Source organism: Roseivivax sp. CAU 1761, from assembly GCF_054482755.1.
Window position 1 is genome coordinate 24,810 of record NZ_JBTLRM010000029.1, and the last position, 23,199, is coordinate 48,008.

At 72.0% G+C, this 23,199-nt stretch carries 24 protein-coding genes, 1 pseudogene and 1 riboswitch; of the genes and pseudogenes, 11 read left to right on the plus strand and 14 right to left on the minus strand.

From position 1 onward, the window contains the following. Window positions 1-56: 56 nt before the first annotated feature. Window positions 57-932: a 4-hydroxy-tetrahydrodipicolinate synthase gene (dapA, locus tag ACXYMW_RS15465; RefSeq protein WP_459036228.1), complete on the minus strand. Its 876-nt coding sequence runs from the start codon at window positions 930-932 to the stop codon at window positions 57-59. A 220-nt stretch (window positions 933-1,152) separates the two neighbouring features. On the opposite strand from dapA, the gene ACXYMW_RS15470 reads away from it, so the two are divergent. The 3 genes from ACXYMW_RS15470 to ACXYMW_RS15480 all read left to right on the plus strand — a co-directional run bounded on the left by ACXYMW_RS15470 (window position 1,153) and on the right by ACXYMW_RS15480 (window position 4,913). Further along, window positions 1,153-3,030: a lytic transglycosylase domain-containing protein gene (locus ACXYMW_RS15470; RefSeq protein ID WP_459036229.1), complete on the plus strand. Its 1,878-nt coding sequence runs from the start codon at window positions 1,153-1,155 to the stop codon at window positions 3,028-3,030. Between the two features lie 198 nt (window positions 3,031-3,228). Next, the gene (locus ACXYMW_RS15475) at window positions 3,229-3,987 is read left to right on the plus strand and encodes an electron transfer flavoprotein subunit beta/FixA family protein (protein ID WP_459036230.1); all 759 of its coding nucleotides are present in this window, start codon (window positions 3,229-3,231) and stop codon (window positions 3,985-3,987) included. Next, a complete protein-coding gene (locus ACXYMW_RS15480) occupies window positions 3,987-4,913 on the plus strand; it encodes an electron transfer flavoprotein subunit alpha/FixB family protein (protein WP_459036231.1) in 927 nt (308 codons plus the stop codon). The genes ACXYMW_RS15475 and ACXYMW_RS15480 overlap by 1 nt, the downstream gene beginning before the upstream one ends. A gap of 81 nt (window positions 4,914-4,994) precedes the next feature. Here the strand turns inward: ACXYMW_RS15480 and ACXYMW_RS15485 are convergent, their stop codons facing one another. Then, entirely contained in the window at window positions 4,995-5,840 is an 846-nt protein-coding gene (locus tag ACXYMW_RS15485) for a DUF6473 family protein (RefSeq protein WP_459036232.1), read from the minus strand. Between the two features lie 153 nt (window positions 5,841-5,993). Between ACXYMW_RS15485 and ACXYMW_RS15490 the strand changes: the two genes are divergently transcribed. Then, entirely contained in the window at window positions 5,994-6,869 is an 876-nt protein-coding gene (locus tag ACXYMW_RS15490; RefSeq protein WP_459036233.1) for a 3-hydroxybutyryl-CoA dehydrogenase, read from the plus strand. On the opposite strand, the gene ACXYMW_RS15495 is transcribed toward ACXYMW_RS15490, so the two are convergent. Both ACXYMW_RS15495 and ACXYMW_RS15500 read right to left on the minus strand, forming a co-directional pair. Beyond that, window positions 6,836-7,579 carry a DUF1194 domain-containing protein gene (locus tag ACXYMW_RS15495; RefSeq protein ID WP_459036250.1) on the minus strand — a complete coding sequence of 248 codons (744 nt, stop codon included), beginning with the start codon at window positions 7,577-7,579 and terminating at the stop codon, window positions 6,836-6,838. The two genes, ACXYMW_RS15490 and ACXYMW_RS15495, sit on opposite strands and share 34 nt — an antisense overlap. Continuing rightward, window positions 7,576-8,010, minus strand: a complete 435-nt coding sequence (locus tag ACXYMW_RS15500) for a VOC family protein (RefSeq protein ID WP_459036251.1) — start codon at window positions 8,008-8,010, stop codon at window positions 7,576-7,578. The genes ACXYMW_RS15495 and ACXYMW_RS15500 overlap by 4 nt, the downstream gene beginning before the upstream one ends. Before the next feature lie 212 nt (window positions 8,011-8,222). On the opposite strand from ACXYMW_RS15500, the gene thyX reads away from it, so the two are divergent. Continuing rightward, window positions 8,223-9,149 carry an FAD-dependent thymidylate synthase gene (gene thyX / locus ACXYMW_RS15505; protein WP_459036234.1) on the plus strand — a complete coding sequence of 309 codons (927 nt, stop codon included), beginning with the start codon at window positions 8,223-8,225 and terminating at the stop codon, window positions 9,147-9,149. 99 nt (window positions 9,150-9,248) lie between these two features. On the opposite strand, the gene ACXYMW_RS15510 is transcribed toward thyX, so the two are convergent. Together ACXYMW_RS15510 and ACXYMW_RS15515 are read right to left on the minus strand one after the other, a co-directional pair. Continuing rightward, window positions 9,249-9,689, minus strand: coding sequence for a response regulator (locus tag ACXYMW_RS15510; protein ID WP_459036235.1), 441 nt, complete (start codon window positions 9,687-9,689; stop codon window positions 9,249-9,251). Beyond that, window positions 9,686-10,738 carry a sensor histidine kinase gene (locus ACXYMW_RS15515; protein WP_459036236.1) on the minus strand — a complete coding sequence of 351 codons (1,053 nt, stop codon included), beginning with the start codon at window positions 10,736-10,738 and terminating at the stop codon, window positions 9,686-9,688. The genes ACXYMW_RS15510 and ACXYMW_RS15515 overlap by 4 nt, the downstream gene beginning before the upstream one ends. 479 nt (window positions 10,739-11,217) lie before the next feature. On the opposite strand from ACXYMW_RS15515, the gene ACXYMW_RS15520 reads away from it, so the two are divergent. Further along, window positions 11,218-11,577, plus strand: coding sequence for a hypothetical protein (locus tag ACXYMW_RS15520; RefSeq protein WP_459036237.1), 360 nt, complete (start codon window positions 11,218-11,220; stop codon window positions 11,575-11,577). A 123-nt stretch (window positions 11,578-11,700) separates the two neighbouring features. Here the strand turns inward: ACXYMW_RS15520 and miaB are convergent, their stop codons facing one another. Further along, on the minus strand, window positions 11,701-13,023 hold the full coding sequence (gene miaB / locus ACXYMW_RS15525) for a tRNA (N6-isopentenyl adenosine(37)-C2)-methylthiotransferase MiaB (protein ID WP_459036238.1): 1,323 nt from the start codon (window positions 13,021-13,023) through the stop codon (window positions 11,701-11,703). A gap of 113 nt (window positions 13,024-13,136) precedes the next feature. Here miaB and ACXYMW_RS15530 point away from each other — a divergent pair, with 113 nt between their 5' ends. Continuing rightward, on the plus strand, window positions 13,137-14,006 hold the full coding sequence (locus ACXYMW_RS15530; RefSeq protein ID WP_459036239.1) for a glycosyltransferase family 2 protein: 870 nt from the start codon (window positions 13,137-13,139) through the stop codon (window positions 14,004-14,006). Between the two features lie 37 nt (window positions 14,007-14,043). On the opposite strand, the gene ACXYMW_RS15535 is transcribed toward ACXYMW_RS15530, so the two are convergent. Further along, window positions 14,044-15,039: a TRAP transporter substrate-binding protein gene (locus ACXYMW_RS15535; protein WP_459036240.1), complete on the minus strand. Its 996-nt coding sequence runs from the start codon at window positions 15,037-15,039 to the stop codon at window positions 14,044-14,046. A gap of 521 nt (window positions 15,040-15,560) precedes the next feature. On the opposite strand from ACXYMW_RS15535, the gene ACXYMW_RS15540 reads away from it, so the two are divergent. The 4 genes from ACXYMW_RS15540 to ACXYMW_RS15555 all read left to right on the plus strand — a co-directional run bounded on the left by ACXYMW_RS15540 (window position 15,561) and on the right by ACXYMW_RS15555 (window position 19,004). Next, window positions 15,561-16,541: a glycosyl transferase family protein gene (locus ACXYMW_RS15540; RefSeq protein ID WP_459036241.1), complete on the plus strand. Its 981-nt coding sequence runs from the start codon at window positions 15,561-15,563 to the stop codon at window positions 16,539-16,541. Continuing rightward, window positions 16,531-17,820, plus strand: coding sequence for a chromate efflux transporter (chrA, locus tag ACXYMW_RS15545; protein ID WP_459036242.1), 1,290 nt, complete (start codon window positions 16,531-16,533; stop codon window positions 17,818-17,820). The genes ACXYMW_RS15540 and chrA overlap by 11 nt, the downstream gene beginning before the upstream one ends. A gap of 54 nt (window positions 17,821-17,874) precedes the next feature. Beyond that, window positions 17,875-18,081: riboswitch (cobalamin riboswitch) on the plus strand. A 34-nt stretch (window positions 18,082-18,115) separates the two neighbouring features. Continuing rightward, the gene (locus ACXYMW_RS15550) at window positions 18,116-18,298 is read left to right on the plus strand and encodes a CbtB domain-containing protein (RefSeq protein ID WP_459036243.1); all 183 of its coding nucleotides are present in this window, start codon (window positions 18,116-18,118) and stop codon (window positions 18,296-18,298) included. A gap of 4 nt (window positions 18,299-18,302) precedes the next feature. Beyond that, window positions 18,303-19,004: a CbtA family protein gene (locus tag ACXYMW_RS15555; RefSeq protein WP_459036244.1), complete on the plus strand. Its 702-nt coding sequence runs from the start codon at window positions 18,303-18,305 to the stop codon at window positions 19,002-19,004. Window positions 19,005-19,006: 2 nt separating this feature from the next. On the opposite strand, the gene ACXYMW_RS15560 is transcribed toward ACXYMW_RS15555, so the two are convergent. The 6 genes and pseudogenes from ACXYMW_RS15560 to ACXYMW_RS15585 form a co-directional block, all read right to left on the minus strand. Further along, window positions 19,007-19,360 carry a DUF1636 family protein gene (locus tag ACXYMW_RS15560; protein ID WP_459036245.1) on the minus strand — a complete coding sequence of 118 codons (354 nt, stop codon included), beginning with the start codon at window positions 19,358-19,360 and terminating at the stop codon, window positions 19,007-19,009. Further along, the gene (gene cobF / locus ACXYMW_RS15565) at window positions 19,357-20,097 is read right to left on the minus strand and encodes a precorrin-6A synthase (deacetylating) (RefSeq protein WP_459036246.1); all 741 of its coding nucleotides are present in this window, start codon (window positions 20,095-20,097) and stop codon (window positions 19,357-19,359) included. Before cobF ends, ACXYMW_RS15560 begins: the two co-directional genes overlap by 4 nt. Continuing rightward, complete coding sequence (gene cobA, locus ACXYMW_RS15570) at window positions 20,090-20,830, minus strand: uroporphyrinogen-III C-methyltransferase (protein ID WP_459036247.1); 741 nt, start codon at window positions 20,828-20,830, stop codon at window positions 20,090-20,092. The genes cobF and cobA overlap by 8 nt, the downstream gene beginning before the upstream one ends. Continuing rightward, window positions 20,827-22,146, minus strand: a complete 1,320-nt coding sequence (locus ACXYMW_RS15575) for a cobyrinate a,c-diamide synthase (protein ID WP_459036248.1) — start codon at window positions 22,144-22,146, stop codon at window positions 20,827-20,829. The genes cobA and ACXYMW_RS15575 overlap by 4 nt, the downstream gene beginning before the upstream one ends. Before the next feature lie 111 nt (window positions 22,147-22,257). Further along, window positions 22,258-23,052 (minus strand): precorrin-4 C(11)-methyltransferase, encoded by a 795-nt coding sequence (gene cobM, locus ACXYMW_RS15580; protein ID WP_459036249.1) that lies wholly within the window; start codon window positions 23,050-23,052, stop codon window positions 22,258-22,260. Next, window positions 23,049-23,199, minus strand: a pseudogene (locus ACXYMW_RS15585) (cobalamin biosynthesis protein); the annotation flags it as partial. The gene cobM and the pseudogene ACXYMW_RS15585, both read right to left, overlap by 4 nt.

Sequence of the window (23,199 nt, forward strand, 5' to 3'; positions counted from 1 at the left end):
AAACGCCCGCACGGTCCCCGTGCGGGCGTTTCCTTATGCGCCGCGCGCGGTGTGGATCAGTTGATCAGCCCGGCATGGCGCAGGCCGTAATCGAGCTTCTCGCGCGTGGTCTCGGTGACCGTCAGCAGCGGCGGGCGCACCTCGTCGCCGCACAGGCCGAGCCGCGACATGGCGTATTTGGCGCCCGAGACGCCGGGCTCGGTGAAGATCGCGTGGTGCAGCGGCATCAGGCGGTCCTGCAGTTCCAGCGCCTTGGCGTAATCGTTGTCGAGCGTCGCCTTCTGCAGCGCCGCGCAGAGCCGCGGCGCCACGTTGGCGGTCACCGAGATGCAGCCCACGCCGCCCTGGGCGTTGAAGCCGTGCGCGGTGGCATCCTCGCCCGAGAGCTGGATGAAGTCGGTGCCGCAGGAGATGCGCTGGGCGCAGACCCGGGCAAGATCGCCGGTGGCGTCCTTGACGCCGACGATGCGCGGCAGCTTGGCCAGCTCGCCCATGGTCACCGGCGTCATGTCCACCGCCGAGCGGCCGGGGATGTTGTAGATGATGATCGGCAGCTCGCAGCAATCGTGCAGCATCTTGAAATGCGCGTAGAGCCCGGCCTGGGTCGGCTTGTTGTAATACGGCGTGACCACCAGCGCGGCACTGGCGCCGACGCGCTGGGCATGGGTGAGAAACCGCATCGCCTCGGTGGTGTTGTTCGACCCGGCCCCGGCGATCACCGGGATCCGTCCGGCCGCGGCCTCGACCACGGTCTCGACCACGGCCTCGTGCTCCTCGTGGGTCAGGGTCGGGCTCTCGCCGGTGGTGCCCACCGGCACCAGCGCCGCGGAGCCTTCCTGCACGTGCCAGTCGACCAGCCGTTTGAGCGTGTCGAAGTCCACCGCACCGTCCTTGAACGGGGTGACCAGGGCCGGCATCGAGCCTCTGAACATGACACGCTCCTCTCATTTGATCGCCGGGGCCGCCGGTTCGCGAGAAGAAAAATCTTTCTCGCCATCGTGAGTTGCCGGGGCCGCGGCACGCGATAGTATTCGCGGCGTGTCTATCCCTGTTCGACGCGGAAATTGCAAGCTGATGTCACGTCTCTCCGGGTGGCTCGCCCTACCGTTCTTTGTGTTGCTCCCGTACTCCGCCGCGGCCGCCGAGCGCCCGGTGGAGCAGGCCCTCGATTCGATGCGCGAAGGCAATTGGTCGGCCGCCATGATCGAGGCCCGCGGCGATGGCCAGGTGGCCCTCGACCTCGTGCTCTGGCACTTCCTGCGGGTCGGCAACGGCGACGCCGCGCAGATCCTCGATTTCGTCGACCGCAACCCGGACTGGCCGGGCATGGATTACCTGCGCGAGAAGAGCGAGGAGGCGATCACCGCCGCCAGCCACGAGGAGGTGCGCGCCTTCTTCGCCGATGCGCCGCCGCAGACCGGCACCGGCGCGCTGTCCTATGCCCGGGCGCTGCGCGACATCGGCGAAGACGGCGCTGCCGACGCCACGCTGGTGCTGGCCTGGCGCACCCTGGCGCTGTCCTCCGAGGAGGTGTCGACCTTCCTGCGCGATCACGGCGACCTGGTGCGGCCGCACAATGCCGCCCGGCTCGACATGGCGCTGTGGAAGGGCTGGACCAACAACGCCACGGCGATGCTGCGCCATGTCGACGAGGCACGCCGCAAGCTCGCCGAGGCGCGGCTGGCGCTGCAGGACCGGGCGCCCGGCGTCGACGCCAAGATCGAGGCCGTGCCGGCGGCGCTGGCGGACGATCCCGGCCTTGCGCGGGACCGCTTCGACTGGCGCGTTGCCAAGGGCCGCGACGGCGACGCGATCGAGCTGCTGCTGGAGCGCTCGACCGGGGCCGAGGCGCTCGGCGAGCCCTGGGCCTGGGCCTCGCACCGCCGCGTGCTGGCGCGCGAGAAGATGCGGGCCGGCGACATCGACACCGCCTACCAGATCGCCTCCACGCACCACATGCCGGCCGGGCAGAACTACGATTATGCCGATCTCGAATGGCTGTCGGGCTTCCTCGCGCTGCGCTTCATGGACAGGCCCGATCTTGCGGTGACGCATTTCCGGCGCATGCAGACCGGCGTCGACACGCCGATCTCGCTGGGCCGCGCCGGCTACTGGATCGGCCGCGCCGAGGAGGCGGCCGGCAACACCGAGGCGGCGCAGGCGGCCTATGAGGCGGGCGGGCGCTATCAGACCTCGTTCTACGGTCTCCTGGCGGCCGAGAAGGCGGGTCTCGCGCCCGACCCGCTGCTTGGCGGGCGCGACGACGTGCCGGCATGGAGTGGCGCCGGCTTCACCGACAGCACGGTCTACAAGGCCGGCATGCTGCTGCTCGAGGCCGGCGAGATGGAGCTGGCGGAGCGCTTCTTCACCCATCTCGCCGAATCGCTGACCCCGCTCGAGGTGGCGCAGCTCGGCGCCATGCTGGAAGAGCGCGAACATCCCCATCTCCAGGTCATGGTGGGCAAGCGCGCGGCGCAGTTCGGCCACGAGGTGCACGCCCCCTATTACGCCGTCCCGGCCTTCGCGAAGGGCGACTTCCCGGTGCCGACGGAACTGGTCCTGGCGATCGCGCGGCGGGAATCGGAATTCGATCCCGACGTGGTGTCGGGCGCCGGGGCGCGCGGCCTGATGCAGCTGATGCCGGGCACCGCGCGCGACGTCTCGGGCTGGCTCAACGAGACCTACCAGGTCGACCGGCTGACCGCGGACCCGGCCTACAATGCACGTCTCGGCTCGGCCTATCTGGCTTACCTGGCGCGCACCTTCGACGGCAATGTCGTGATGATGTCGGCAGGCTACAACGCCGGTCCGGGCCGCCCGCTGCAATGGATGGAGCGCTTCGGCGATCCGCGGAAGGGCGAGATCGACGTCATCGATTTCATCGAGTTCATCCCGTTCCGCGAGACCCAGAACTACGTCATGCGGGTGGCCGAAAGCCTGCCGGTCTACCGGGCCCGGCTGGGCCTCGATCCCCATCCGGTGCCGTTCAGCCAGGAGCTGGTGGGCAGCACGCTCGCCGGCACGCCGTGAGCGCGGCGCTGCGGCGACGCGTCGCGGCGCCATAGGTTTGGGCGGGGGGCGGCACCGAACAACGCGACGTTCCCGGGCGCCGACGTGACGATTTTGCGCTGTTTCCCCAGGGTGCGAGCCTGTATCACGACGCCTGATGCGTAAAGTGTCCGGGCTCTGCCCGTCCGCGCAACAATGCTGTGAGGAGGCTGAAGGCACATGAAGGTACTCGTCCCCGTCAAGCGGGTGATCGACTACAACGTGAAGGTCCGCGTGAAGGCGGATGGCAGCGGTGTCGATCTTGCCAACGTCAAGATGAGCATGAACCCCTTCGACGAGATCGCCGTCGAGGAGGCGATCCGGCTCAAGGAGGCGGGCAAGGCCGAGGAGGTGATCGCGGTCTCGATCGGCGTCAAGCAGGCGCAGGAGACGCTGAGGACCGCGCTCGCCATGGGCGCCGACCGGGCGATCCTGATCGTCGCCGCCGACGACGTGCACCAGGACATCGAGCCGCTCGCCGTGGCCAAGCTGCTGAAGGCGGTGATCGACGCGGAGCAGCCGGGCCTGGTGATCGCCGGCAAGCAGGCGATCGACAACGATCTGAACGCCACCGGCCAGATGCTCGCGGCGCTGACCGGCTGGGCGCAGGCCACCAACGCCAACACGCTCGACATCGAGGGCGAGCACGCCACCGTGGCGCGCGAGGTCGATGGCGGCCTGCAGACCATCAAGGTCAAGCTGCCGGCCATCGTCACCACCGACCTGCGCCTCAACGAACCGCGCTACGCCTCGCTGCCCAACATCATGAAGGCAAAGAAGAAGCCGCTCGAGGAGAAGACGCCCGAGGATTACGGCGTCGACGCTGCCCCGCGTCTCGAGGTCGTCAAGACCGCCGAGCCGCCGGAGCGCGCGGCGGGCGAGATCGTGCCCGATGTCGACACGCTCGTGGCGAAACTGAAAGAGAAGGGGGTGGTGTGATGGCGGTTCTTCTGCTGGCCGAGATCAATGACGGGCATCTGTCGATGGACGCCACCGCCAAGGCGGTGAACGCCGCCAAGGCGCTCGGCGACGTCACTGTGCTGGCGATGGGGGCCAAGGCCTCCGAGGCCGCCAAGGAGGCCGCCACCATCGACGGCGTGGCCAAGGTGCTGGTGGCCGAGGATGCGCGCTACGGGCATCGCCTGGCCGAGCCCTCGGCGGCGCTGATCGTCTCGCTCGCGGGCGATTACAGCCATATCTGCGCGCCGGCCACCACCGACGCCAAGAACATCCTGCCGCGCGTTGCGGCGCTCTTGGACGTCATGGTGCTGACCGACGTCACCGGCATCGTCGACGGCGACACCTTCGAGCGGCCGATCTATGCCGGCAACGCGGTGCAGACGGTGAAGTCGAAGGACGCGACCAAGGTGATGACGATCCGCACCTCGACCTTCGAGGCCGCCGGCACCGGCAATTCGGCCTCGGTCGAGCCGGTCGCGGCGGGCGACGATCCGCAGCTCTCGCAATGGCTCGAGGACAAGCTGGCCGAGAGCGACCGGCCCGAGCTGACCTCGGCGGGGATCGTGGTCTCGGGCGGCCGCGGCATCGGCTCCGAGGAGAATTTCGCGCTGATCGAGAAGCTGGCCGACAAGCTCGGCGCGGCGGTCGGTGCCAGCCGCGCCGCGGTCGATTCGGGCTACGCGCCGAACGACTGGCAGGTCGGCCAGACCGGCAAGGTGGTGGCCCCCGACCTCTACATCGCCGTCGGCATCTCCGGCGCCATCCAGCACCTCGCGGGGATGAAGGATTCGAAGGTCATCGTGGCGATCAACAAGGACGAGGAGGCACCGATCTTCCAGGTCGCCGATTACGGCCTCGTCGGCGACCTCTTCGAGATCGTGCCGGAGCTGACCGAGAAGCTCTGATCGGCCTTTGCCAGCCGAACGGGGAGGGCGCGGGGCCGTGACGGTCCCGCGCCCTTTGCGGTTTCGGCGCCGGGGCCGCGCTCAGGCATGCGCCGGCAGGGCCGCCAGCGCCTCGGTGAGGGCCGCGGCAATGTCGCGATGCGCCGCCGGTCCGAGCACCCGTTCCGCCGCCGCGGCGTCGAAGTCGGAATGCACCAGCCCGTCGGCGGCCATGGCGCGCGCCTCGGCGCTGCGCACCGAGACGACCACCGCGCGCAGCCGCGGCCGCAGCGCCTCGAGCATCTCCCCGGTGATGAAGAGCGGGCCGATGTCGAGCGCCTCGTGGCGGCGCGGGTCGATCTGCTCGGGCGGCGGGCTGTCGGCGCACCAGAGCAGCGTGGCCTCGCCCGGGAACTGCGCGAGAAGCTGCTTCATCCGCGCCATCCAGCCGGCCTGCGCCTCCGCCACGACCTGCGCGAAGCGCTCGCAATCCGCGGCCTGCAGGGCCTGCAGCATGGCCCGCGTGAAGGCGAAATCGGTGAAGTCGATCTCGGGGTAGAGCGCGGTCAGCAGCGGCGAGGCCTTGACGAAGCGGTCGTTGCGGCGCGGATGCACCGAGTAGAACCGGTTCGACATGTTCTGCGCGCCCATGACCTCGATGATCACCCGGCGGGCGTCGCAGGCCAGACCCAGCACGGTCGGGTCCTGCAGGTAGACGTCGAGCCCGGCATTGACCACGCCGAGATTGACCGAGGGAATGCCCGTCGCCGTCTCGAACAACGACACGAACGGTTCCGGCACGAAGCGTCCGAAGGTCTCGGTGCCGCCGAGGAAGGCGGCGTAGTCGCCGCGGCAGCTCTTGCGGGGCCCGCGGAACGCGATCCGGGAGGCGCCGTAGCGGCACGGCGCATAGTCCAGCCCGCCACGGCCATCACAGCCATAGGTCATCTCACACCCTTTCATTCACCCGGGGGCGAGACTGGCCGAATCGGCTTGCCGAATGGCTAAAGCGAAAAAGCCCGGGGATTTGTTAGGCCCGCCTTGCCCCTCCCTTGGGGGCGTGCCTATGGTTCCCCCGGTTCGGGAGACGAAAGGCAGAACATGGAGATCAAGACGGTCGGCGTCGTCGGCGCAGGGCAGATGGGCAACGGCATCGCGCATGTGATGGCGGTCGCGGGATACGACGTGCTGCTCAACGACATCGACGCCGAGGCGCTGGAGCGCGCCCTGGCCGCGATCGACCGCAACCTCGACCGCCAGGTCGGTCGCGAGAAGATCTCCCAGGCCGACAAGGACGCCGCCATGGCGCGCATCCGCACCACCCGGGAGCTGACCGATCTGGGCCAGGCCGAGCTGGTGATCGAGGCCGCGACCGAGCGCGAGGAGGTCAAGCACAAGATCTTCGCGGCGCTGGTGCCGGCCTGCAAGCCGGAGACCATCCTGACCTCGAACACCTCGTCGATCTCGATCACCCGGCTGGCCAGCCGCACCGACCGGCCCGAGCGCTTCATGGGGTTCCACTTCATGAACCCGGTGCCGGTGATGCAGCTGGTGGAGCTGATCCGCGGCATCGCCACCGACCAGGAGACCTACGAGACCTGCCTCGCCGTGGTCGAGAAGCTGGGCAAGACCGCCGCCTCGGCGGAGGATTTCCCGGCCTTCATCGTCAACCGCATCCTGATGCCGATGATCAACGAGGCGGCCTACACGCTGCTCGAGGGCGTCGGCAACGTGAGCTCGATCGACCAGGCGATGAAGCTCGGCGCCAACCACCCGATGGGGCCGCTGGAACTGGCCGATTTCATCGGGCTCGACACCTGCCTCGCGATCATGAACGTGCTGCATGACGGGCTCGGCGACACCAAGTACCGGCCCTGTCCGCTGCTGTCGAAATATGTCGAGGCGGGCTGGCTCGGCCGCAAGACCAAGCGCGGCTTCTACGATTACCGCGGCGAGGTGCCGGTGCCGACGCGCTGAGCCTCGGGCGCCGCCCCGCCCCGCGCCGCCGCCGCGGGCGCGCCCAGCATCAAGGTGTTGGTCTCGCGGAACAGCTTGCGCGTCATGGCGTTGCGGAAGCCCTCGTAGCCTTGGGAGAGCTCCACGAAGGCGCCGGGGCCGTGGCGCACCACCTCGCTGTAATAGGCCTCCACCGTCGGGTCGGCGCCGAGCACGGCGAGCCCGTTGACGGTGACCCCGGCGAAGGGGAAGTGGCGGTAGGCCAGCTGCGGCCCGAAGCCGTCATTGGTCACCCCGTCGCCGGATATGTCGATCACCGCGCGCAGGCAGTCGGGGCCGCGCTCCAGCAGCGTCGCGCCGAAGCCCAGCGCGTAGCCCATGGCGGTGGGAAACCGGTTCTGGCTGCGAGGCGTGGTGCGCAGCCGCGTCGTGACCCGGTCGATATCGGCGGGGATGTGGAGCATCGTCCAGTCGAGCACCAGCGCGTTCTGGCGCCGGCCGCTCCATTCGTAGATCGCCAGCGCCACCGGGCCGGCGCCGCCGAGGATGGCGCCGCGCACCTCCGGATCCTCGAGCGCCAGGGCCAGCCCCTCGCGCTGCAGCGCGTATTCGGAATCGTCCACCGAGGACGACACGTCGAGGGCGAGCGCCAGCGCCAGGCGGCAGCCCGCCTGGGCCCAGGCGGCCTCGGTCCAGAGCGCCGCCGCCAGCGCCAGCGCCCCGAGCCTCACCAATGCCCGGTATTCTCCATGCTGGCCCAGGGCTCGCGCGGCTCCTGCGCGTCGCCGCGCTGCAGCAGCTCGACCGAGACGTTGTCGGGAGAGCGCACGAAGGCCATGTGGCCGTCGCGCGGCGGCCGGTTGATGGTGACGCCGTTGGCCTGGAGCTTCTCGCAGAGCGCGTAGATGTCGTCGACGCGGTAGGCGACATGGCCGAAATGCCGGCTGTCGTCGGGCAGCGCGTCGTCGCCGTCCCAGTTGTAGGTCAGTTCGAGATCGGCACGGCCGTCCTCCTGGCCGGGCGGGCACATGAAGACCAGCGTGAAGCGGCCCTTGTCGTTCTCCACCCGGCGGCGTTCCGTCAGCCCCAGCATCCCGTAGAAGGCCATCGAGGCCTCGAGATCCTTCACGCGCACCATCGTGTGCAGGTATTCGATCGCCATGCGTTCGCGTGCTCCCATCGCTTGTCTCGGCCCCGGCGGGACCCGTCCATGTGCAGGCACAGGGTAGCGGGCAGGGGGGCGTTGTCGATAGGCTTGCATCGCCCCGCCACCGTGCCCCGACCGACCCGGCGCGCCGCCGCGGCGCGGCGTGGTCTTGCCCGCCGCCGGCGGGGCGGCTACTCCGGGCGGGCAGCGAGGAATGGAGACCGTCGATGACCCTGAGCGCGGACCAGAAGGCCGAGATCGACGCCCAGCGCGCGGAGCCGCGGCAGACCCTGCGGGCCACCGCGCCGGGGCTCGAGCGCCATCTCTACGCCGCCCGCCCGGTGCTCGACCACGGCTTCGTGCGGGTGGTCGACTACATGGGCGACGACGCCGCGATCTGTCAGGCGGCGCGGGTCTCCTACGGCCGCGGCACCAAGTCGGTGTCGAACGACGAGGGTCTGATCCGCTACCTGATGCGGCACTGGCATTCGACGCCGTTCGAGATGTGCGAGATCAAGCTGCACGTGAAGCTGCCGGTCTTCGTGGCCCGGCAATGGATCCGCCACCGCACCGCCAACGTGAACGAATATTCGGCGCGCTACTCGGTGCTCGACAGGGAATTCTACATCCCGGCGCCGGAATCGCTCGCCGCGCAATCCGCGGTCAACAACCAGGGCCGCGGCGCGCCGCTTTCCGGCGAGGAGGCGGAGCGGGTGCTGCGCTGGCTGCGCGAGGACGCGATGCGGGCCTACGACCATTACGAGGAGATGATCTCCACCGAGGGCCAGCAGGGCCTCGCGCGGGAGCTGGCGCGGATGAACCTGCCGGCCAACGTCTACACCCAGTGGTACTGGAAGACCGACCTGCACAACCTGCTGCACTTCCTGCGGCTGAGGGCCGATTCCCACGCGCAATACGAGATCCGGGTCTATGCCGAGGCGATCGCCGAGATGGTGCGCGACTGGGTGCCGGCGGCCTTCCGCGCCTTCGAGGATTACCGCATGGGCGGCGCCACCCTGTCGGCGACCGCGCTGTCCTGCATCCGGCGCATGCTGGAGGGCGAGCGGGTGACGCAGGAAAGCTCGGGCATGAGCAAGGGCGAGTGGCGGGAATTCCAGGCGGTGCTGGCGGCGGACGACGACGCCCTGGCCTGACAGGGCCGGCCCGTCCGGCCCCCCGCGGGGGCCGTGCGCGGGGGCGCGGGCGGGGGCCATCGCCTCGGGACGGGGGCGCCCCTCGCGACCGGGGCGCAGTCAGTTCGATGGGCGCGGGCCGCCCTCCAGAAGCTCGGCGATGAGCGCCTGGTACGCGCTGGTCTGCGCCGGCTTGGTGACCACCGGGCGGTGATTGTGGCGCGCCGCCAGCCCCTCGCTGCCATAGCCGGTGGAGAAGGCGAAGGGCACCCGCCGCTCCGCCAGCACGTCGGCGATCGCGTCGGAGCGGGCATCGCCGAGATTGACGTCGAGAATGGCGCAGTCGAAGCGGCCCGATCTCGCCGCCTCCAGCCCCTCGCTCAGCGTGCCCGCCACCACCACGTCGGCGACGCCCGCATCCTGCAGGTATTCCTCGATCAGCAGGGCGATCAGCGCCTCGTCCTCGACCAGCAGCGCGCGGAGCGGCCGCGCGACAGGGGCGGGATCGGCCGAGGGGCGGCCCGGCTGCATGGTGGAACCCTCCGGATCGGGACGTCTCAAGGGGTGTCCGTTCCCAACGGCCCAAGAGGGAATTCGATCCGGCAGCGCAGTCCCTCGGGGGCAAAATCCAGCGCCACCGTGCCGCCGAGGTCGGCCGGGACAATGCGCTCCAGCAGGGTCGTGCCGAAGCCGCTGCGGGGGCCGCGCTCGGCCGGCGGCCCGCCGCGCTCCTCCCAGAGCAGCCGCACCCGCGGGCCGGCCGTGCCGCCGGCCGCGTCCGGGGCGGGCTCCGGGACGACCTCCCAGCTCAGCGACAGGGTGCCAGCGGGCCCGCTCAGCGCGCCGTGCTTGACGGCGTTGGTGGCCAGTTCGCCGATCGCCATGGACAGCGTCACCGCGGCCCGGGCGGGCAGCTCGACCGCCGGTCCGTCGCAGCGGATGCGGTCGCCGGCGCCGGCCTCGCGGTAGGGGGCGAGGCCGCGGGCGGCGACCTCGGCGAGCGGCGCCCCGGCCCAGTTGCGCTGGGTCAGCAGGGCATGCGCCGCGGCCAGCGCGTCGATGCGGCCGAGGAAGGCCGCGCGGCCCTCGGCCACACCGACATCGTCGGGGAAGGACCGCGCGGCGATCGAATGCACCACCATCAGCGTGTTGCGCACCCGGTGGTTCAGCTCGTCGAGGACCGACCGCAGATGCTCCTCCTTGCGCTTGGTATGGGTGACGTCGATGACATGGCCGATCAGCGTGGTGATGCGGCCCTCCGGGTCGGTGATCGGCCGGCCGGAGGCCGAGATCCAGCGCAGCGCGCCATCGGCGCGGCGGATGCGGCATTCGAAGGACCAGGGCTGCCCGTTGGCCAGCGCGGTGCCGTAGCGTTCGTCGAAATAGTCCCGGTCGGCTTCGAGCACGTGGGCGCGGCACATCTCGAAGGTCCATTCCGGCAGCAGTTCGGCATAGCCGAAGATCTCGTCGTGGCGGTCGTTGCGCCAGGCCCGGCCGGTTTCGACGTCGAGTTCCCAGACGCCGACATCGGCGGTTTCGAGGATCAGCTCCAGATGCTCGGACCGGGTGCGTTCCGGCACCGATCCGCGCCGCGGCAGGGTCTGGTTCAAACCGAACTCCTTCTTCCCACAAACGGGCCGGGTGGCGGCCGGGGATAGCTGGGCCCGCACCACCGGCGCATGGCTCCGCGCACGAAGCGCGCGGCATCGGCGGGGACGCCGGCCACATGGCGCGGAACCGCGCGGGCACACCCCGTTCCGGCACGGGCGACCGTGCCCGTCAGCCTAGCCATTTCGATTCGCATTGAAAGGAAAAACCGCGCCGCCGCAATTACAATCAAAGCGGGAATTGATTTGCGCTCACATTCGTATTGATCGCGGTTCGCCGCCATTCCGGTTTCGCCCGGGGCGACAATCTCGGCCCGCGGTCGCGCACTGGCATCTTGCGGGCGACCTTTCGCGAAAAATATTGGGCAGAACTGCGGCAGAGATTAATATCTCGCTAACGCGCTGCGAGGGCCATGCCGCGGCCGCCGAGGGCGCCGCGGGCCGCGCGCATCGCCTCGCAAATCTGCTACGGAGGACGTGGAATGAAGAAGTTACTGGTCATGGCGGCGCTGGCAGCGGCGGTCGCATCGCCGGCACTGGCCGATCACAGCCACGGCAGGTCCCACGCCCACAAGCAGGCGGCGGCCGACGTGCCGCGCTTCAAGGGCGGCACCATCGTGGTGAGCTGTTTCCGCGGCCCGTGGAAAGAGGTGATCTGGGATCGCCCGAATTCGAACTTCGTGCAGTCGCTGGTCGCCATCGGCTACGATTACCCAACGGCCCATGCGGTGGCGGAACGGGTCTGCCGCGACGACGAACTGGTCAACAACCCCGAGGGGCTGAAAGCCGAGATGCGGCGCATCTATTACGACGCGCGGTCGCGCAAGCCGCTGCCGCACTGAGACCCGGGCACCGGGGGGTGGACGGGGAAGGGGGCGCGCCTGCGGGCGGTGCCCCCTTCGCGTGTCCGCGGCCGGCCGGCAGGGCTTGGGTCGAGCCCGGGCAGGAGCGGCCCGGCGCGGCGGTCAGATCAGCGCGCCGGACAGCGAGTTCGGCCCGCTCTCGGTGATCCGCACGCGGCGCAGGTCGCCGGGGCTCACCGCGTCGGTCTCCACATGCACCGCGTGCAGGTATTCCGACTTGCCGACCATCTGCCCGGGGAAGCGGCCGGGCTTCTCGAACAGCACCGAGACGTCGCGGCCGACCATCGAATCCTGCACCGCCTTCTGCTGCACCTTGAGCAGGGCCTGCAGACGCTGCAGGCGGTCGTCCTTGACGTCCTCGGGTACCTGGTCGCGCTCGGCCGCGGGGGTGCCGGGGCGGGTCGAGTACTTGAAGGAATAGGCCGAGCCGTAATTCACCGCCGCGATCAGGTCGAGCGTGGCCTGGAAATCCGCCTCGGTCTCCTCGGGGAAGCCGACGATGAAGTCGCCCGACAGGTGCAGGTCGGGGCGGGCGTCGCGCAGGCGCTCGATCAGCCGCAGGTAGCTCTCGGCGGTGTGGGCGCGGTTCATCCGCTTCAGGATGCGGTCGGAGCCGGCCTGCACCGGCAGGTGCAGGTAGGGCATCAGCTTGGCGCAATCGCCATGCGCGGCGATTAGGTCGTCATCCATGTCGTTCGGATGCGAGGTGGTGAAGCGGATGCGCTCCAGCCCGTCGATTTCGGCGAGGTCGCGGATCAGCCGGGCGAGGCTCCAGTCGCCGCCCTCGGGGCCGGTGCCGTGATAGGCGTTGACGTTCTGGCCCAGCAGCGTGATCTCGCGCACCCCGCGCTCCACCAGGTCGCGCGCCTCGGTGCGGATCTGCGCGACCGGGCGCGACACCTCGGCGCCGCGGGTATAGGGCACGACGCAGAAGGCGCAGAACTTGTCGCAGCCCTCCTGCACGGTGAGAAAGGCGGTCGGCCCGCGCTTGGCCTTGGGCCGGCCGGTGAGGCGGGCGAACTTGTCCTCCTCGGGGAACTCGGTGTCGAGCGCCTTGACGCCGCCGCCGGCGCGCGCCTCGAGCTCGGGCAGGCGGTGGTAGCTCTGCGGCCCCACCACGAGGTCGACCAGCGGCTGGCGGCGCATGATCTCCTCGCCCTCGGCCTGCGCCACGCAGCCTGCGACGCCGATCTTCAGGTCGGGCCGGGCCTCCTTCAGATCCTTGTAGCGGCCAAGCTCGGAATAGACCTTCTCGGCGGCCTTCTCGCGGATATGGCAGGTGTTGAGCAGGATCATGTCGGCATCGTCGGCCGAGGCCGTCGGCACGTAGCCCTGTCCGGCCAGCGCCTCGGACATGCGTTCGCTGTCATAGACGTTCATCTGGCAGCCATAGGTCTTGATGAAGAGCTTCTTCGGCTGGGTCATCGCGCGCGCTCCGGCTCGGGCAATTGAGCGTGGTCCTTACCGCAGGCGCCCCCCGGCTTGCAATGCGCGCGGCTCTGGCCGACCTTCGGCGCGAGGCTCAGGCGGGATCACGAATGCATTACACATCGCTCGAGGCGTTCCTGAAGCGCGGCGCGGCGGCGCTGCGCCCGGGCCCCGCCGCGCTGATCTTCGCCGAGGACGCGGCGGAGCTCGAGACCACCCTGCGCCATCACCAACAGATCGGCTTTGCCAGCGTGGTGCTGCTGGGCGCGCCGGTCCACCGGCTGCCCGCCGACCTGGCCGGGGCGGTCGTCCGCGTCGATTTCGATCCGCACCGGCCCGGCGCGGTGGCCGCGGCGGTGACGCGGATCGCCCGCCGCGCCGCCCCCGGGACCTGGCTGTTCTACTGCTACAACGCGGAATTCCTGTTCTATCCCTTCGCCGAGACCCGCACCGTGGGGGAGATGCTGGCCTTCCATGCCGAGGAACGCCGCGACGCCATGCTGACCTACACCATCGACCTCTACGCCGACGATCTGGACCGGCATCCCGATGCCGTGTCGCTCGACCGCGCGCATCTCGACCGGGCGGGCTATTACGCGCTGGCGCGCCCCGACCCGACGACCGGGCACCCGAAGGAGCGCCAGCTCGACTTTTTCGGCGGGCTGCGCTGGCGCTTCGACGAACATGTCCCCGCGGACCGCCGCAAGATTGACCGGATCGCGCTGTTCCGGGCGCGCCGCGGGCTCACCCTGCGCCCCGATCACAGCTTCGACGTGGAGGAATACAACACCTATTCCTGCCCCTGGCACCACAACCTGACGGCGGCGCTGGTCTCGTTCCGAGCCGCCAAGGCGCTGCAGCGCAACCCCGGCTCCTCGGCCGGGATCGACAGCTTCATGTGGGCCAATTCGGTGCCGTTCGAGTGGAGCTCGCGGCAATTGCTGGAGCTCGGCCTGATGGAGGCCGGGCAGTGGTTCTGAGGACGGGGCGCCCGCACCGGGCGCCCGGCGGGCGGCCTCAGCCCTGTCCGGCCTCGTATTCCGCGACCTTCTCCTGCAGGGCGCGGTAGATCTCGCGGGCATTCTCCACGCCCTCGGCCTCGACCTGTTCGAGATAGGCCTCGACCATCGGGTCGAGCGCGGCGCGCCAGCGCTCGCGCTCGGCGGCGCTCAGCGTCACGATCTCGTGCCGGGCCGCCTCGGCGCCGGCGCGGCCCGGCGCGTCCCAGGCATCCCACCAGGCGTCGAACTTCGCCACCAGCGCATCGCCGGATTCGGCATCGATGCAGGCCTGCAGCGCGGGGTCGAGCCGGTCGTAGCTCTGCTGGTTCATCACGAAGAAGAACGACACGGTGTAGGCGCCGGTCTCGAGATGGTGGTCGAGCACCTCGTTCAGCCCGAAGGAATGGACCGGGTCCCAGGGAAACACCGCGCCGTCGAGCACGCCGCGCTGCAGGCTCTCGTAGACCTCGCCGGGCGGCAGGCCCTGCGGCGTCGCGCCGAGATGGTCGAGCATCATCGACACCGCGGGCGAAGGCGTGCGGATGCGCAGCCCGCGCAGATCCTCCATGGTCTCGACCGCCTTGCCCCGGGTGTGGATCAGCCCGCCGTTATGGGCGTGCAGCGCCAGCACCTTGAGGCCGCGATATTCCTCGGCCAGGTGGTCCGGCAGCAGCTGCCAGAGCGCGTAGGTCGCGGCGCCGGCATCCTCGGTCAGGAACGGCATGTCGATCAGCGAGGTGCGCGGGAAGCGGCCGCGCGGAATCCCATGCAACCCGTGCGCGATGTCGACGATTCCCGCCATGACCTGTTCCTGCTGGCGCGCCACATGGCCGAGCTGGCTGCCCGCCCCGGCGATCTCGAAGCGCAGGTCGCCGCCGGCGCAGGCGCTGACCGCCTCGGTCCAGGGCACGATGAAATCGCGGTGAATGCCGTGCATGGCGGGCACGAAATGGCTGATCTTCAGAACCGTCTCGGCCTGCGCGACGGCGCCCGTCAGCAGGGCCGTCGCCAAGGCGGCCGGCGCGATCATTGTCCGCAACAAAAGGATGCTCCTCGCAAATGGCCCGGAAGGGGGTCCGGGACAGAAAGAGGCCCGCCCAGACCGGAATTGATCTGGGCGGGCCGGGCAAGCGAGGGGCGGGACGCGATCCCGGGGGTGGTCGCAAGAAGGCGGATCGCACCTGCCCACAGTTCCAAGAGTGTGCCTGCCGTCATTCGTCGATATTTTGCGACAAATTTTAACGAAGTCGCATATCTGTTCTCCTGTATACAAGAGTTCAGCGACGGTGGTTTGTCAAGCTTAATGATCAAACCGGTCCAACGGCGGCAGATCGGCCGTGGCGGATGATCCGCGCGGATGCAGGAACGGCGCCTGCGCAAAGCGCGTGCGGGCGGGACGGGGCGGGGCGGGGGGCGCAGGCGCCGCAAGGGCTTTGACCCGGCCGAGCGGGGCAGTAGAAGGGGCAGGGCGTGCCGGGCGCCCCGATCCGGCGCCGGATGCGGCACTGCCGCGGCCGCGAAACGGAGTTCGCCATGAGCCTTGCCCCCTATGTGCGCATCCTCGGCCGCGGCCAGGGCCGGGCGCGGTCGCTGACCTTCGAGGAGGCCCGCGAGGCGATGGCCCTGATGCTGGGCCCCGACCCCGAGCCCGAGGCCTTGGGCGCGATCCTCATGCTGCTGCGCATGAAGGGCGAGACCGCGGACGAGATCGCCGGCCTCACCGCCGGGGCGCGGGCGGCGCTCGGCGACTGGCCGGGCGCTGGGCCGGGGCTCGACTGGCCGTCCTACGCGGCCGGCCGGACCCGCGGGCTGCCCTGGTTCCTGCTGGCGGCGCGGCTGGTCGCCGCCGCCGGGGTGCCGGTGCTGCTGCATGGCTGGAACTCGCACCAGGCGCCGGCGGCCTCGGTGCGCGGCGCGCTCGGCCATGCCGGCATCCCGAGCGCCGGCGATCCGCGCCACGCCGCCGATCTGGTGGCGGCGCAGGGCATCGCCTACCTGCCGCTCGAGGCGCTGTCGCCCGGGCTCATGCGGCTGCTGCAGCTGCGCGCGGTCTTCGGATTGCGCTCCTGCGTCAACACCGTGCTGCGGATGCTCAATCCCGGCGGTGCCGCGGCCGCGGTGCAGGGCGTCTTCCACCCGCCCTACCGCGAGATCCAGCGCGATGCCGCGGCGCTGCTGGGCCTCGAACGGCTGACCGTGCTGAAGGGCGGCGGCGGCGAATTCGAGCACCACCCGGTCAAGGACATCCAGCTTTTCGGGCTGCGCGGCGGGGCGCCCTGGGAGGGCCGCAGCGGCACCCTCGCCGAGGGGCACCGGCGCCTTGGCGAGGCCGGCGGCGCGCCGGAGGCGCTGGCCGCGCTCTGGCAGGGCCGGCGCGAGGACGACTTCGCGCTGGCGGTGGTGCTGGGCACCGCGGCGCTGGCCCTCGAGACGGCCGGGCTGGCGGCGGAGGGCGAGGGGATCGCGCGGGCCGAGGCCCTCTGGCAGGCCCGCGACCGCCGCCTTGTCGCCTGAGCGTCCCGGATCCGCGCCCGGCCCCCAAGCCGCCGAAGGAGCTGCCGCCGAAGGTGCTGCCGCCGACGGGGCCGCCGTCGAGGCGTCGGGCGGGGACCGTCCGCCGGGCCGTGCCGCCGAGGTCTTCGCCGCCTTCGCGCGGCTCGGGCTGACCTCCTTCGGCGGGCCGATCGCCCATATCGGATATTTCCATGCCGAGTTCGTGCTGCGCCGGCGCTGGCTGGGCGAGGCCGCCTTTGCCGACCTGGTGGCGCTCTGCCAGTTCCTGCCCGGGCCTGCCTCAAGCCAGGTCGGCTTCGCCATCGGCCTGCTGCGCGCCGGCCTGCCCGGGGCGCTGGCGGCCTTCGCCGCCTTCACCGCGCCCTCGGCTGTGGCGCTGGTGCTCTTCGCCTTCGGCGCCGCGCATCTCGGCGGCCCGCTCGCCGAGGGCGCGCTGGCGGGGCTGAAGATCGTCGCGGTGGCGATCGTCGCGCAGGCCGTCCTGGGCATGGCCCGCAGCCTCTGTCCGGACCTGCCGCGGGCCGCCATCGCGGTGCTCGCGGTGGCGGTGCTGGCGGCGTTGCCGGGCGGCGCCGGGATGGTCGCGGCGATCGCCGCCGGGGCGGCGGCGGGACTGGCGCTGATCCGGCCCGGCCCGCATGCCGGGGGCGTGCTGCCGGCGCCGATCTCCCGGCGCACCGGGCGGCTGTGCCTGGCGCTCTTCGCGCTGTTCTTCGTGGCGCTGCCGCTGACCGCCCCGCTGGCGCCGGCGCTGGCGGTCTTCGACGCCTTCTTCCGCGCCGGGGCGCTGGTCTTCGGCGGGGGCCACGTGGTGCTTCCGTTGCTCGAGGCGGCGGTGGTGCCGCCGGGCTGGATCGACCGCGACACCTTCCTCGCAGGCTACGGCGCGGCGCAGGCGGTGCCGGGGCCGCTCTTCACCTTCGCGGCCTATCTCGGCGCGCTGATCGAACCCGGCCCGAACGGGCTGGCCGGGGCCGGGCTGGCGCTGCTCGGCGTGTTCCTGCCCGGGGCGCTCCTGCTGCTCGGCGTGCTGCCGCGCTGGAGCGAGCTGCGCGGGCGGCCGCGGATGCGCGCCGCGCTGGCCGGGACCAATGCCGCGGTGGTGGGCATCCTCGGCGCGGCGCTGCACGACCCGGTCTTCGTCAGCGCCGTGCACGGGCGCGGCGACCTGGCGCTGGCTTTGGGCTGTTTCGTGCTGCTCACGCTGGGCCGCCAGCCGCCCTGGCGGGTGGTGCTGCTGGCCGCCGCGGCGGGCGCGGCCCGGACGGCACTGGGCTGACCGCGCCGCCGGCGCCCGGCTTTTGCCGATTGACTTTGGCGGCTGCACTCTGGCACTCCCGAAGGCGTGATCGGTCCCGCGCCGCCCCCGGGCGGACGGGCGCAAAAGGGAACGCAGTGCGGCCCGCCCGGGCCAAGGCTGCGGCTGCCCCCGCAACTGTGAGCGGCGAGCGCGGCTGACGATGCCACTGGAGCGATCCGGGAAGGCCAGCCAGAGCAACGACCCGCAAGCCAGGAGACCTGCCGGTCGCGTGACATGAACCCGCCCTCGGGTGTGACGGCAAGGAGACCTGACCATGACGACCCAGACCATCGACCGTTCGCAAGCTGCCGACGCGGCACGCACCGGCCTGATCCCGGCCATCGCCGCCGCGCTGATCGGCCTCGGCGTGATCGTCGCCGCCGGCCATCTGCAGGCCGGGCCGCTGCACGACGCCGCGCATGACATGCGCCACGCCACCGGCTTCCCCTGCCACTGAGCCGATGTTTTCCAGATTGCTGACCAGCGCGCTGTTCGCTGGGGCCGCTGCGGGGCTGATCGCCGCGCTGCTGCAACTCGTCTTCGTGCAACCCGTGCTGCTGCATGCCGAGCTCTACGAGACCGGCCTGCTCGAGCATTTCGGCGCCGGCGCGCCGGCCGCAGCGGTGCAGCCGCTGCCGGGGCCGGATCTGGGCCGCGACGGGCTGACGGTGCTCTTCACCATGCTGGTCTACAGCGGCTACGCGCTGGTCCTGACCGCGCTGATGTCGCAGGCCGAGGCGCGCGGCGCGCGGATCGACGCCCGCAGCGGGCTGCTCTGGGGCGCGGCGGGTTTCGTCACCGTGCAGCTGGCGCCCGGCTTCTCGCTGGCCCCCGAAGTGCCCGGCGTCGCCATGGTCGACCTCGCCGCGCGGCAGGTCTGGTGGACCGCGACGGTGCTGGCCACCGGCGCAGGCCTGGCGATGCTGGCCTTCGGGCGGTCCTGGCGGGTCTGGCTGCCGGCGCTGGCGCTGCTCGCCGCGCCGCATCTCTGGGGCGCACCGCAGCCCGCGCAGTTCAACGGCCCGGTCCCGACCGAGCTCGGCGCGCTGTTCGCGGCCCGCAGCCTCGGCGTCGGGCTGGCGGCCTGGATCGCGCTGGGCGGCTTTGCCGGCCTGTTCTGGCAGCGTGGCGCGCTGCCCGCCGCCGCCCCGGCGCGGGGCTGAGCTCAGCCGGCGCCGCCTTCGGGCAGCGCCGGCACCCGGCCGATCAGGCAGAAGCGCAGCCGGCCGCAGGGCCGGGCATCCTCGATCCAGCCCGCCGGCGCGGCGCGCCAGGCCCGGATCGTGGCGGCAAGATCGGCCCGGTCGGCCTCGGGCCGGGTCTCCACGAAGAGGCAGGTCGCCCGGCCCGGCCCCTGCAGGGCCAGCGTCACCGGCCGGCCGCAGGCATTCAGGCAGGGCTGCCCCGCCACCACAATCGCGGCGCCCGCCGCCTCCAGCGCCCGGGCCAGCGTCGCGCGCCCCGCGGCGTCCGGCGCGCCGGCGCAGCTGGTGCAGATCAGCAGCCGCTCGCGGCTCATGCCGCCCCGGCCGGACGCAGCAGGTAGCAATCCATGATCCAGCCGTGCCGCGCCCGCGCCGCGGCGCGGGCCCGCGCGATGCGCGGCCCGGCCTCGGCCACCGGGCCGTGGTCGAGGATCTGCTCGGCCATGCAGAGAAAGTCGCCCCACCAGATCTCGAGGTCGTCGCGGCCGAGCGCGCGGAAGCTCAGCTCGCCGTCGAGCATCACCGCCACGCTCTCGGCGCCCTCGGGCCAGCCGCGGTCGCGCAGCCGCCGCCCGGTGGTCACCGTGACCGGCCCGTTCAGGGTGTTGAGCGGGATCGCATGCGCCGCGGTCAGCGCCTGCAGCGCGGTGATCCCGGGCACCACCCGGAGCCGCGGCGCGCGCTCGAGCCGGGCGGCGATGCGCAGCGTCGAATCGTAGAGCGAGGGATCGCCCCAGACCATCAGCGCCACCGGCCCCTCGGGCGCCGCGGCGAGCGCCTCGGCCCAGCGCCGGGCGATCTCGTCGTGCCAGGCCAGCACCCGGGCGCGGTAGGGCAGGGCGGGGTCGCGCACCGGCATGTCGAAGGGCAGGACCCGCGCCGCGCTGCCGCTGCGGCCGAGGATGGTCAGCCGCAGCTCGGCCAGGTCGGCCTTGTCCGGCCCCTTGCGCGGCACCAGCACCGCCGCGGCGTCGCGCAGCGCCGCCTCGGCCTCGCGGGTGACGTGGTCGGGATTGCCGGTGCCGATGCCGATCAGCCAGAGATCACGCATCGAGCCCCTCCTCGGGCGCCGCCAGCGGGCCGTAGAGGATGAGCGCCGGCACCGGTTTCGGCCCGCCGGCGCGCAGCCGCTCGGCCAGCGCCGCGACGGTGGTGCGGAGCAGCGCCTGCTCCGGCGTGCTCACCGCCTCGGCGAGCAGCGCCGGGGTCTCCGGCGGCAGCCCGGCACCGATCAGCCGCGCCGCCAGCGCCGGGAAGGTGCGCTGGCCCATATAGACCACGGTGGTGGCGGCGGGATCGGCCAGAGCGGCGAGGTGGACGTCCTCGGGCAGGCCGCCGGCGGCGTCGTGGCCGGTGACGAACTGCACCCGGCGCGCGGTCAGCCGCCGGGTCAGCGGCAGGCCGGCGGCGGCGGCGGCGGCGCAGGCCGAGGGCAGGCCGGGCACGATCTCGTATGGAATGCCGGCGGCGCGCAGCGCCACCAGCTCCTCCTCGAGCCGCCCGAAGAGCCCGCCATCGCCGGATTTCAGCCGCACCACCCGGCCGCCCTCGCGGGCGTAATCGACCAGCAGGCGGCTGACATGGTGCTGCTTGGGCGACGGCCGGCCGGCGCGCTTGCCGACGCCCACCAGATCGGCGCCGGGGCGGGCATGGGCGAGGATCGGCCCCGCCGAGAGGTCGTCGAAGAGCACCGCGTCGGCGCGCGCCAGCCGGTCCACCGCCTTCAGGGTCAGCAATTCGGGATCGCCGGGGCCGGATCCCACGAAGGAGACGAAACCGCTCATGAAGCCTCCGCGGCGATCAGGTGGAAGAAGGTGCCGGTCACCTGGCCGCGGCGCGAGCCGGATTCGGGCACCTCGGCGCCGTCGGCATCGGCGACCCGCGCCAGTGGCGCGTCGGGCGCCTCGAGGATGGTGGAATAATGGAATTCGTGGCCGCGGAGCGCCCGGCCCGGCGCGAGCCCGGGCATCGGCGCCTCGAGCACCGCGCGCCGGTAGCCCAGATGCAGCTTGCGGCTGGCATAGCTGGTCACCAGGCCCAGGAGGCCCGCCATCTCGTGGCGCGCGCCGTCGCGGTCGACCAGCGCCTGGCCGAGCGCCATGTAGCCGCCACATTCGCCGTGCACCGGGCGGGTCTCGGCGTGGCGGCGGAGCGCCGCGCGGAAGCGGGTGGCGGCGGCCAGTTGCCCGGCATGAAGCTCCGGGTAGCCGCCCGGCAGCCAGACCAGGTCGGCGGCGGGATCCGGCGCTTCGTCGGCCAGCGGCGAGAAGGGCAGGATCTCCGCCCCCGCCGCCCGCCAGGCCTCCAGGAGATGCGGATAGGTGAAGGAGAAGGCGGCGTCGCGGGCCAGCGCGATGCGCTGCGCCGGCGGCGGCGGCAGCGCCGTCCCGGCCGGCGCCGCCGCGCCGCCGCCCGCCGCCGCGGCGCGGATCGCGGCGAGGTCGACATGGTCGCGCAGGAAGGCCGCGTAGCCCGCGATCGCAGCCTCGAGATGGGGATGCTCGACGGCCTGGATCAGCCCCAGATGGCGCTCCGGCAGGGCCAGGTCGCCGCGCCGCGGCAGGGCGCCCAGGACCGGGATCCCGGCCGCCGCCATGCCGGCCCGGACCAGCCGCTCGTGGCGCGGGCTGGCGACCCGGTTCAGGATCACCCCGGCCAGGTCCAGCCCGGGATCGTAGCGCGCGAAGCCCAGCGCGGTGGCCGCCGCCGATTGCGCCTGGCCGCTCACGTCGAGCACCAAGAGCACCGGCCAGCCCATTCGCCGCGCCGTCTCGGCGCTCGATCCGAAGCCCGCGCGGCCGCGGGTGGCGACGCCGTCGAAGAGCCCCATCGAGCCTTCGGCGAGGCAGAGATCGGCCCCCGCCGCGCGCCCCGCGAGCCCCGCCAGCAGGTCCTCGTCCATCGCCCAGCTGTCGAGGTTGAAGGAGGTCCGCCCGGCGGCGGCGAGGTGGAAGGCCGGGTCGATGTAGTCCGGCCCGCTCTTGAAGGGCTGCACCGCCAGCCCGTCCTCGCGGAGCGCCCGCAGGAGCCCCAGCATCACCGTGGTCTTGCCGGTCCCCGAGGCCGGGGCCGAGACCAGAAGCCCGCCCGGCCCCCTCATCCGAGCCTCCCGCGGACTTCTTCTTCTGAGCCGAAATATCCCGGGGTGAATTTGCCGCCCCCGGCGGCAAAGAGGGGCAGCGCCCCTGCGACCCCCGTCCGGCCGCCGCGCTCAATCATCGCCATGCCGCCACTCCGCCCAGGGGCTGTCGGCGCTTTGCGGCCGGTAGCGCCGGTCGTAATCCGCGGCGTAGAGCCGGCTCTCCTCGAAGCCCTCGCCCGCGAGCACCCGGCCAACCAGGATCAGCGCCGTGCGGCTGATCCCGTCGCCCACCCGCCCGGCAATGTCGTCGAGCCGGCCGCGGATCACCTGCTGGTCGGGCCAGCTCGCGCGGTAGACCACCGCGATCGGGCAATCGGCCCCGTAATGCGGCACCAGTTCGGCGGAGAGCGCCGCGAGCTTCTGCACCGAGAGGTGCAGCGCCAGCGTGGCGCCGGTGGCGGCGAAGGCGGCGAGCCGCTCGCCCGCGGGCATCTGCGAGGCGCGGCCCGGGCTGCGGGTCAGGACCAGCGATTGCGCCAGTCCCGGCAGGGTGAGCTCGGCCTCGAGCGCCGCGGCGGCGGCGGCGAAGGCCGGCACGCCGGGGGTGACCGAGACCGCGATGCCCTCGGCGCGCAGCCGGCGCAGCTGCTCGCCCATCGCCGACCAGACCGAGAGGTCGCCGGAATGCAGCCGCGCCACGTCCTGCCCGGCCGCGGTGGCGGCGCGGCATTCGGCGATGATGGCGTCGAGATCCATCGCCGCGGTGTTGATCACCCGGGCGCCCTCAGGGCAATGCGCCAGCACCGCCTCGGGGATCAGCGAGCCGGCATAGAGGCAGACCGGGCAGGCGGCGATCAGGTCGCGGCCGCGCAGCGTCAGCAGGTCGGGGGCACCGGGCCCGGCGCCGATGAAATGGACCGTCATGCTTCCTTTCCTTGTGCCAGCGCGCAGGTGGCGCACCCGTCGGGCGAGACCGCGCGCGGCCCCAGCAGCCGCGCCCCGGGACCCGCGGCGGCGAGCGCCGCGGCCTCGGCGACACTGCCGGTGTCGTAGCGCGCCGGCAGCGCGGCA